This window comes from Streptomyces sp. NPDC031064 (assembly GCF_055570965.1).
Genome location: NZ_JBVIGF010000009.1, coordinates 366,797 through 375,974, shown reverse-complemented (window position 1 = coordinate 375,974; position 9,178 = coordinate 366,797). Strand labels below are relative to the sequence as shown.

The 9,178-nt window shown below is 72.1% G+C and carries 8 protein-coding genes; 5 read left to right on the top strand and 3 right to left on the bottom strand.

Translation table 11 applies throughout. From position 1 onward, the window contains the following. Positions 1-190 precede the first annotated feature (190 nt). The 3 genes from ACZ46W_RS30555 to ACZ46W_RS30545 all read right to left on the bottom strand — a co-directional run bounded on the left by ACZ46W_RS30555 (position 191) and on the right by ACZ46W_RS30545 (position 3,619). A complete protein-coding gene (locus ACZ46W_RS30555; RefSeq protein ID WP_468344359.1) occupies positions 191-1,375 on the bottom strand; it encodes a DUF5667 domain-containing protein in 1,185 nt (394 codons plus the stop codon). Between the two features lie 227 nt (positions 1,376-1,602). Continuing rightward, positions 1,603-2,382, bottom strand: coding sequence for an ECF subfamily RNA polymerase sigma factor, BldN family (locus ACZ46W_RS30550; RefSeq protein ID WP_126888986.1), 780 nt, complete (start codon positions 2,380-2,382; stop codon positions 1,603-1,605). 331 nt (positions 2,383-2,713) lie between these two features. Further along, the gene (locus tag ACZ46W_RS30545) at positions 2,714-3,619 is read right to left on the bottom strand and encodes an HAD family hydrolase (RefSeq protein ID WP_468344355.1); all 906 of its coding nucleotides are present in this window, start codon (positions 3,617-3,619) and stop codon (positions 2,714-2,716) included. A 101-nt stretch (positions 3,620-3,720) separates the two neighbouring features. On the opposite strand from ACZ46W_RS30545, the gene ACZ46W_RS30540 reads away from it, so the two are divergent. The 5 genes from ACZ46W_RS30540 to ACZ46W_RS30520 all read left to right on the top strand — a co-directional run bounded on the left by ACZ46W_RS30540 (position 3,721) and on the right by ACZ46W_RS30520 (position 9,053). Next, entirely contained in the window at positions 3,721-3,987 is a 267-nt protein-coding gene (locus tag ACZ46W_RS30540) for a glutaredoxin family protein (protein WP_468344352.1), read from the top strand. A gap of 302 nt (positions 3,988-4,289) precedes the next feature. Beyond that, positions 4,290-5,093 (top strand): redox-sensing transcriptional repressor Rex, encoded by an 804-nt coding sequence (locus tag ACZ46W_RS30535; RefSeq protein ID WP_468344349.1) that lies wholly within the window; start codon positions 4,290-4,292, stop codon positions 5,091-5,093. Then, complete coding sequence (locus tag ACZ46W_RS30530; protein ID WP_468344346.1) at positions 5,090-6,436, top strand: glutamyl-tRNA reductase; 1,347 nt, start codon at positions 5,090-5,092, stop codon at positions 6,434-6,436. Before ACZ46W_RS30535 ends, ACZ46W_RS30530 begins: the two co-directional genes overlap by 4 nt. Further along, positions 6,433-7,392 (top strand): hydroxymethylbilane synthase, encoded by a 960-nt coding sequence (gene hemC / locus ACZ46W_RS30525; RefSeq protein WP_468344342.1) that lies wholly within the window; start codon positions 6,433-6,435, stop codon positions 7,390-7,392. The genes ACZ46W_RS30530 and hemC overlap by 4 nt, the downstream gene beginning before the upstream one ends. Continuing rightward, positions 7,389-9,053 carry a bifunctional uroporphyrinogen-III C-methyltransferase/uroporphyrinogen-III synthase gene (locus ACZ46W_RS30520; RefSeq protein ID WP_366130277.1) on the top strand — a complete coding sequence of 555 codons (1,665 nt, stop codon included), beginning with the start codon at positions 7,389-7,391 and terminating at the stop codon, positions 9,051-9,053. The genes hemC and ACZ46W_RS30520 overlap by 4 nt, the downstream gene beginning before the upstream one ends. The last annotated feature ends 125 nt before the right edge of the window (positions 9,054-9,178 follow it).

The window sequence follows — 9,178 nt, the reverse complement described above, 5'->3', positions numbered from 1 at the left end:
AGCGCTGGAAGGGGTAGGTCGGCAGGTCGGCGGCGAGGGCCGTGTCGTCGGCGCGGGGGGGGGGGGGGGGGGGGGGGGGGGGGGACGGGGGGGGGGGGGGGGGGGGGGGGGGGGGGGGGGGGGGGGTTGTGTGGGGGGGGGGGGGGGGGGGGGGGGGGTTGGGGGGGGGGGGCCCCCCCCCCCACCACGGCTACTTCGCGTCCTCCTCGTCGATGCCCAGACCTCCGATGATGCCCGGGAGCAGCGGCGGGATCGTGACGTCCGGGGCGGGCGGGGGAGTGGGCTGGGCGCCGCCGCCGGAGGGCGGTGTGGGCGTCGCCGGGTCCGGTTCGAGCAGCCCGCCCGTGTTGCCGCCGAGCAGACCGTCGTCCTTCGCCGGGCCGGACCCGGAGGGGCCCGGGTTGCTGCTGGTGCCCGAGGGCCGGGACTCCGGGGTGGACGGGGAACGGTGGGACGGTCCGGAACCCGAGGAGTCCTCGGTGGCGCCCGGCCGGCCGGATCCCCGGCCGTCGCTCCGCTCCGGTGGCTGCGGCAGCTTGGACTGGAGCGGTCCGACCTCTTCGTCTATGGCGGCGAAGACATCGCTCACCTGGTCCCGTACGTCGGTGAGCTGGACGGGCAGCCGGTCGCGCAGGCCGATCCAGGCGTCCCGGTGGCTGCGGGCGAACGAGTTCAGCGTGGCCATCGGGGCGATGGTGCCGTCCCGTTCGTACGCCAGCCGGAGCAGCCGGTGGCCTTCCGCCGCGTCGTGCTGCATGCCGTTGAGCGCGCGCCGGATCTCGCCCAGGGACTCGTGGTCCAGCACCCCGGTCCGGTCGCGCTCCATCAGGCGGCGCGCCTCGCTGAGCCGGGTGGAGGCATGGTTCAGGTAGAGCTCGCCCCGGTCGGCGTCGTCGTCCGCCATACCGAGCTTGAGGTCTTCCATCCCGCGCTTCAGCCCGTAGAGCGAGTCACCCGGGAGGGCGTCGGAACTGGCAGCGGCCACTCCGCTGAACGCGCCCGCCGCCACCCCGACCGTGAGCCCGCCGGCGGCGAGCCCCTTCGACCAGCGGGAGCGGGGACGCAACTTCCGGAGCGCGGACGCCCGGTGGGCTCCCCGCCCGGACGCCGCCCGCTGCTCCGGCACCGTAGGGCCCGCGGACGCGCTGCCTCCGGCAAACATCGCCTCCATGGCGGCGACGAGCTGCGCTCGCTGCACCACCTTCACGTCGGGGTCCAACTCCGGCTTCGGCAACTCGCCGAGACCGCTCGCCAGGGCCAACAGCCGACCCTGTTCGGTCGGTTCGACCGATGCCTCGGGCTGCTCGGCCGCCTGCTCTTCCAGGGCCTGGGCGAAGGCGTTCGCCCGCCGGTGCGCCGATACGTTCGCGATCACTGGCGGCACCTCCTCTCGTCATGACGGTCGACTCCCCGGGGGGTCCGGAAGGTTGCACACCTTGAGCCAATCCACACGAACGAGTGAGTGGCTGGGGTCGCGGTGTGACCACAGGGAGCCTGCATCCCGCACAACGAGCGTCTCGGCACTTGGGTTACGCACGAAAGATGATCGGACCAGCGCGTCATCGAGCCATGAACGGACGGTGAGTTGGGGTGTACGGACGGTCAGCGCGCGTCTTCGGGCAGCAGGCGGGCCAGGGTGCGCACCGCCCGGTACTGGAGGGTCTTGATCGCTCCTTCGTTCTTGCCCATCACGCGGGCGGTCTCCGCGACGGACAGGCCCTGGAGGAAGCGCAGGGTCACGCACTCCTGCTGCTGCGGGTTGAGCTTGCGGACGGCCTCCAGGAGGGCCGCGTTGGAGAGGGACTCCAGGACCGAGTCCTCCGGGCTGCGCTCGACCTCGTTGGCGTCGAGCATTTCGCCTGTGGTCACTTCCAGGCGGAAACGGCTCGATTTGAAATGGTCGGCGACCAGGTTGCGAGCGATGGTGACCAGCCAGGCACCGAAATCGCGCCCCTGCCAGGTGAACGTGGAGATCCGGCGCAGGGCGCGCAGGAACGTCTCGCTGGTCAGGTCCTCGGCCGTCGCCTTCCCGCCGACGCGGTAGTAGATGTAGCGGTAGACGGTGTCGCTGTACTGGTCGTACAGGCGGCCGAAGGCCTCGGCCTCGCCGGCCTGGGCGCGCTCGACCAGCTCCATCATGCGCGCGCTGTCGCTGTCGGCGGTGGGCCGTCGGGCGGTGGTCGAGGTGCCCGAACCGCCCCGGCCGCCGCGTCTCCCGACGGCGGCACCGCCGTCGGCGAGGGCATAGCAAGGACCGGCGAGTGCCGGTGAGGCGAAGGCCGGGACGGCGTACGCGGTGGGGACGAAGCCGCGCAGATGGTCGAGGACCGTCGCGCGGAGCGTAGCCAGGCCCGAGGCGTCAACCCCGACGTGTGGGTACACGGGACTCCCAGAGGCAGAGCTTCCATCACGTGCAGTACGGAACCTTTCACCCGTCGTAGCGACGCGAGGGGGTCCCGTATGCGTCTGAGGAGAATAACGCTTAGTGCAGGGAGCGCTACACCGAGTTGCTCAAATCATCGATTCAGTCGCTTCTGTTACGTCTACGCGGCTGATCAAGTCGCACTTCGTGACCAGTAATTGATCGGATTACTTCCACATCTGCCTGAGTGCGGGATCTCTTGTGGCCGAGTGCGCGCGGGGCGACTGGCGGGGGTCACAAGGGGGTAAGAAGCCCGGATTGGCCGCGGGCGGGACGGCGGGGCGGGCGGGCTCAGCGGCGGCGGCGGTGGAGGGCGACGGCGGCGGCCGTGCCGCCGGCCAGGGCGCCGACGCCCGCGGCGGCCGGGATGCCGACCTTGGCGGCCTTGCGGCCCGTGCGGTAGTCGCGCAGCCGCCAGTCGCGCTCGCGCGCGTACTTGCGCAGCTTGGTGTCCGGGTTGATGGCGTACGGGTGCCCGACCAGGGACAGCATGGGGATGTCGTTGTGGCTGTCGCTGTAGGCCGCGCAGCGCGACAGGTCCAGGCCCTCGGCGGCGGCCAGCGCGCGGACCGCCTCCGCCTTGGCCGGGCCGTGCAGGGGCTCGCCGACGAGCTTGCCGGTGTAGACGCCGTCCACCGACTCGGCGACCGTGCCGAGGGCGCCGGTCAGGCCCAGGCGGCGGGCGATGATGGTCGCCGTCTCCACGGGCGCGGCGGTGACCAGCCAGACCCGCTGGCCGGCGTCGAGGTGGGCCTGGGCCAGGGCGCGGGTGCCGGGCCAGATGCGGTCGGCCATGTACTCGTCGTAGATCTCCTCGCCGATGGTCATCAGCTCGGAGACGCGGTGTCCCTTGACGATGGACAGCGCGCTGTCGCGGGCGTCCTGCATGTGCTCGGGGTCCTCGACGCCGGCGAGCCGGAACCAGGCCTGCTGCCAGGCGAACCGGGCCAGCTCCCGGCGCTGGAAGAACTTCCGCTTGTACAGCCCGCGGCCGAAGTGGAAGATCGCCGCGCCCTGCATCACCGTGTTGTCGAGGTCGAAGAAGGCGGCGGCGCGCTCGTCGCCGGGAACGGGGAACTGGGGTTCGGGCGCCGGCTGCGAGGTCTTGCGGGCGGCCTCGGCCGACGCTTCGCCCGCCAGCACGCTGCGCGCGGTGGCGAAACGCCTGTGAGGAGTGAGCCATCCCAGTGCGGCCATGTCGTGAGCATAGCCACTGTGTTCGGTACTTCCCGACTTGTGGGGATGCCATGGCGTGAACTCTGTGCGGCGTCGGCATTACGCGGGCGGAGAATAGGGGCATGTTCGGACGTACGAAGAAGAAGGCCGACCCGCGCACGGTGACCCTCATCGGGAAGCCGGGGTGTCACCTGTGCGACGACGCGCGGGAGGTCATCCGGCAGGTGTGCGCCGAGACGGGCGCGCTGTGGGAGGAGAAGGACATCCTCCAGGATGAGGAACTGCACCGGGCCTACTGGGAGCAGATTCCGGTTGTCCTGGTGGACGGGGAGCAGCACACCTTCTGGAAGGTCGACGCCGGGCGGCTGCGGCGCGCCCTGGAGGGGTGAACCGCCAGGCGTGAGCCGGCAGGGGTGACCGGGAAAGACGGTTACCATCGTGTGCGTTTTGTTGCGGTTCGGGGGCGAGGTAGTGAGGAGTGTGTACCGCTTTGCCCCCTTCGGCTCGCGAACGGACTGAGGTTCACCTTGGTTCCGGGATGGCGCGAACAAATCGCGTGACCCCGGTCACTTTGCCCGGACAAAATGGACACCATCTTTGTGCACGCGTTCACAAAGACATAGCCTGCTGTCAACGGGGCGGTCCTGGGACGTACGGCCGCCTACAGCCCCGCTCATCCCGCAGGAGCACCGTGGCAACTGGCCGAACACACCGACCGGCGACCCGCAGCCGAGGAATCCCCGAGGCCACCGTCGCCAGGCTTCCGCTGTATCTGCGGGCGCTCACCGCACTGTCGGAGCGCTCCGTACCCACGGTCTCCTCCGAGGAGCTCGCGGCGGCGGCGGGGGTCAATTCCGCGAAGCTGCGCAAGGACTTCTCGTACCTCGGCTCGTACGGCACCCGTGGCGTCGGGTACGACGTCGAATACCTCGTCTACCAGATCTCGCGCGAGCTGGGGCTCACCCAGGACTGGCCGATCGTCATGGTCGGTATCGGTAACCTCGGCGCCGCCCTCGCCAACTACGGCGGGTTCGCCTCCCGTGGCTTCCGCGTGGCCGCGCTGATCGACGCCGACCCCGGGATGGTCGGCAAGCCGGTCGCCGGCATCCCGGTCCAGTACATCGACGACCTGGAGAAGATCGTCGACGAGAACGGCGTCTCCATCGGTGTCATCGCCACGCCCGCCGGCGCCGCGCAGCAGGTCTGCGACCGGCTCGTCGCGGCCGGGGTGACCTCCATCCTGAACTTCGCGCCGACCGTGCTGTCCGTTCCCGACGGGGTGGACGTGCGCAAGGTCGACCTCTCCATCGAGCTGCAGATCCTCGCCTTCCACGAGCAGCGCAAGGCCGGCGAGGAGGCGGGCGGCGAGGCCGTTCTGCCGCCCTCCCCCACGGCCTCCGGCGTGGGAGGTACCCCCATGCGGGGCGCGGCCACCACGCCGGCCGAGGAGCGCAAGGGACCTGACGGGGACATGCCCGCCGTGATGCCGGCATGAGCCTCCTCGTCGTCGGCCTCAGCCACCGCAGCGCCCCCGTGAGCGTGCTGGAGCGGGCCTCCCTCGACCCCGACACGCAGAACAAGCTGCTCCAGGACACCCTCGCCGCCGAACCGGCCGCCGAGGCCGCCGTCCTGGCCACCTGCAACCGCATCGAGCTGTACGCCGACGTGGACAAGTTCCACGCGGGCGTCGCCGAGCTGTCCACCCTGCTCGCCCAGCACAGCGGGGTCGGGCTGGAGGAGCTCACCCCGTACCTCTACGTGCACTACGAGGACCGGGCCGTGCACCACCTGTTCTCGGTGGCGTGCGGGCTGGACTCCATGGTCGTCGGCGAGGGCCAGATCCTCGGCCAGATCAAGGACGCCCTCGCGCGCGGCCAGGAGCTGCACACCGCGGGGCGGCTGCTGAACGACCTGTTCCAGCAGGCACTGCGGGTCGGCAAGCGGGCCCACAGCGAGACCGGCATCGACCGGGCCGGCCAGTCGCTCGTCACCTTCGGGCTGGAGCAACTGGCGGCGGGCACGGACGTGGCCGGCTGGGCCGAGGGCAAGCGGGCCCTCGTCATCGGCGCGGGCTCCATGTCCTCGCTGGCCGCCGCCACGCTCGCGCGGGCCGGGGTCGGCGAGATCGTCGTCGCCAACCGCACGGTGGAGCGCGCCGAACGGCTCGTACAGATCCTCACCGAGCCCGGAGGCACGGGCGTGGCCGCGCGAGCCGCGTCCATGGGCTCCGTGGGTGACGAACTGACACGTGCCGACGTGGTCGTCTCCTGCACGGGCGCCACGGGCCTGGTACTGACGGGTGCCGCCGTCGAGAAGGCGATGGCCGGCCGTACCGCCCCGCTCGCGCTGCTCGACCTGGCCATGCCCCGCGACATCGACGCCGCCGTGCACCGGCTGGCCGACGTGCGGCTCGTCGACATCGAGTCGCTGGCCGAGGCCTCCGCCGACGCGCCGATGGCCGCCGACGTGGACCAGGTGCGCGGCATCGTCGCCGACGAGGTGGCCGCCTTCGGCGCCGCCCAGCGCGCCGCGCACATCACCCCGACCGTCGTCGCGCTGCGCACCATGGCGGCCGACGTCGTCGCGGGGGAGATGGCCCGGCTGGAGGGCCGGCTGCCCGGACTCGACGACAAGCAGCGCGCCGAGATCACCCAGACCGTGCGCCGCGTGGTGGACAAGCTCCTCCACGCGCCGACGGTGCGGGTCAAGCAGCTCGCCAGCGAGCCCGGCGGCGCGGGGTACGCGGACGCGCTGCGCACACTCTTCGACCTCGACCCGGAGACGGTCGCCTCCGTCAGCCGGGCCGACATGAACGACCCGAATAGAGGGCGAGTATGACCGAGAGGGCATTGAGGCTCGGGACCAGGCGCAGCAAGCTCGCCATGGCCCAGTCCGGGCATGTCGCGGAGGCGGTGCGGCAGCTCACCGGGCGCCCCGTGGAGCTCGTGGAGATCACCACCTACGGCGACACCTCGCGCGAGAACCTCGCGCAGATCGGCGGCACCGGCGTCTTCGTCACGGCGCTGCGCGACGCGCTGCTCGCGGGCGAGGTCGACTTCGCGGTGCACTCGCTGAAGGACCTGCCGACCGCGCAGCCCGACGACCTGGTGCTCGCCGCGATCCCGCAGCGCGAGGACCCGCGCGACGTGCTGGTCGCCCGGGACGGGCTGCGGTTCGAGGAGCTTCCGGCCGGCTCCCGCGTGGGCACCGGTTCGCCGCGGCGCATGGCGCAGCTCAACGCGTACGCGCGCAGCCACGGCATGGAGATCGAGTGTGTCGCCATCCGGGGGAACGTCGACACGCGCATCGGCTACGTCCGCAACGGGGAGCTGGACGCGGTGGTACTCGCCGCGGCCGGTCTCAACCGGATCGGGCGCAGTGACGAGGTGACCGACTTCCTGTCGGTCGACACGGTTCTGCCCGCGCCCGGTCAGGGCGCGCTGGCGATCGAGTGCACGGCGGCCGACACCGACCTCGCCGCCGCGCTCGCGGAGCTCGACGACCCGTACACCCGGGCCGCCGTGACCGCCGAGCGGTCCCTGCTCGCCGCCCTGGAGGCCGGCTGCAGCGCACCCGTGGGTGCCCTGGCCGACCTGCTGGCCGATGGGCAGGTTGTTCATGAGATGCGCCTGCGGGGCGTCGTCGGCACGACCGACGGCTCCACGCTGGTGCAGTTGTCCACCACCGGTCCCGTACCCATGTCGCACGGCGACGCTGTCGCGCTCGGTCGCGAGCTCGCGTCCGAGATGCTCGCCAAGGGTGCGGCCGGTCTTATGGGGGAGCGAGCACTTTGAGCCCCACCACTGCATCCAAGGCTTCCTCCGCGTACTCCGCGTGCGGGCACGTCACCTTCCTGGGCGCCGGACCCGGTGATCCGGGACTGCTGACACTGCGCGCCGTCGAGGCGCTGGCGGGCGCTGACGTACTGATCGCCGAGCCGGATGTGCTCGAGGTCGTACGCGGCCATGCGCGGGCGGGCGTGAGCACGCCTGAGCTGACGGTTGTTGACGATGCGTCAATGACCGCCGGGGTCCCTGTGTTGAGGGATGCGACCAATCTTGTCATGGAGGCCGCGAGGGGCGGCAAGCGGGTCGTCCGTGCGGTGAGCGGCGACCCGGGGCTCGACGGCAACGCGGGCGCCGAGATGCTCGCGTGCGCCGCCGAGGGCATCCCCTTCGAGGTCGTGCCCGGTGTCGCCGCGGCCGTGGGCGTGCCGGCGTACGCGGGTGTGCCGCTGCGGGACGCGGAGGGCGCCGACGTGCGCTTCGTGGACGCGCGGACCGCGAGCGAGCGGTGCTGGACCGAGGTGGGCGCGTCGGACGGGACGGTCGTCGTGTCCACGACCCTGGACTCCGTGGCCGCGGCGGCGGGCGAGCTGGTGTCGGCGGGCCGTAAGCCGGACACCCCGCTGACCGTGACGGTGGCCGGGACGACGACCCGGCAGCGGACCTGGACCGCGACGCTGGGCTCGATCGCCCAGGTGCTCAAGCAGGCGAAGGTGCTGCCGTCGCCCGACGGTCACCAGGCCGTCATAGCCGTGGTCGGTGAGCGCAGCGCCGCCGCCCAGCGCGACCAGCTCGCGTGGTTCGAGTCCAAGCCGCTGTTCGGCTGGAAGGTCCTCGTACCGCGCACCAAGGAGCAGGCGGCGTCGCTCTCCGACCAGCTCCGGTCGTACGGTGCCGTGCCGAGCGAGGTGCCGACCATCGCGGTCGAGCCGCCGCGTACCCCGCAGCAGATGGAGCGCGCGGTCAAGGGGCTCGTCACGGGACGCTACGAGTGGATCGCCTTCACCTCGGTGAACGCCGTGAAGGCGGTACGGGAGAAGTTCGAGGAGTACGGGCTCGACGCCCGCGCCTTCGCCGGGATCAAGGTCGCGGCGGTGGGCGAGCAGACGGCGAAGGCGCTGGTCGAGTTCGGTGTGAAGCCGGACCTCGTGCCGAGCGGCGAGCAGTCCGCGGCGGGTCTGCTGGAGGACTGGCCGCCGTACGACCCGGTCTTCGACCCGATCGACCGCGTCTTCCTGCCGCGCGCCGACATCGCGACGGAGACGCTGGTGGCGGGCCTCATCGAGCTCGGGTGGGAGGTCGACGACGTGACCGCCTACCGGACCGTGCGCGCCTCGCCGCCGCCGGCGGAGACGCGGGAGGCCATCAAGGGCGGCGGTTTCGACGCGGTGCTCTTCACCTCCTCGTCGACCGTGCGGAACCTGGTCGGTATCGCCGGCAAGCCGCACAATGTGACCGTGATCGCCTGCATCGGGCCGGCGACCGCGAAGACGGCGGAGGAGCACGGGCTGCGGGTCGACGTGCTGTCGCCCGAGCCGTCCGTGCACAAGCTGGCGGAGGCCCTGGCCGAGTTCGGGCTGCGGCGCCGGGCCGCCGCGCTGGAGGCCGGTGACCCGGTCACCCGGCCGAGCGAGCGGCGCCCGGGCGCGCGGCGGCGGCGCACGACGTAACGGCGTCGGCACCGCGGACAGCGGTGGCCTTCCGGTGCTTCCGGTACGGCCGGGCGTGCTCCCCACGGGGGCGTGCCCGGCCGTTCGCGTCGTACGGGCCGGGCCCCGTATCCGGCGGGCTGTCG

Excerpts from the sequence above, each read along its gene's own strand:
- ACZ46W_RS30545 (WP_468344355.1), bottom strand. The coding sequence starts at position 3,619 with ATGGCCGCACTGGGATGGCTCACTCCTCACAGGCGTTTCGCCACCGCG.
- hemC (WP_468344342.1), top strand. The coding sequence starts at position 6,433 with ATGACCGAGAGGGCATTGAGGCTCGGGACCAGGCGCAGCAAGCTCGCC.
- ACZ46W_RS30540 (WP_468344352.1), top strand. The coding sequence starts at position 3,721 with ATGTTCGGACGTACGAAGAAGAAGGCCGACCCGCGCACGGTGACCCTC.
- ACZ46W_RS30530 (WP_468344346.1), top strand. The coding sequence starts at position 5,090 with ATGAGCCTCCTCGTCGTCGGCCTCAGCCACCGCAGCGCCCCCGTGAGC.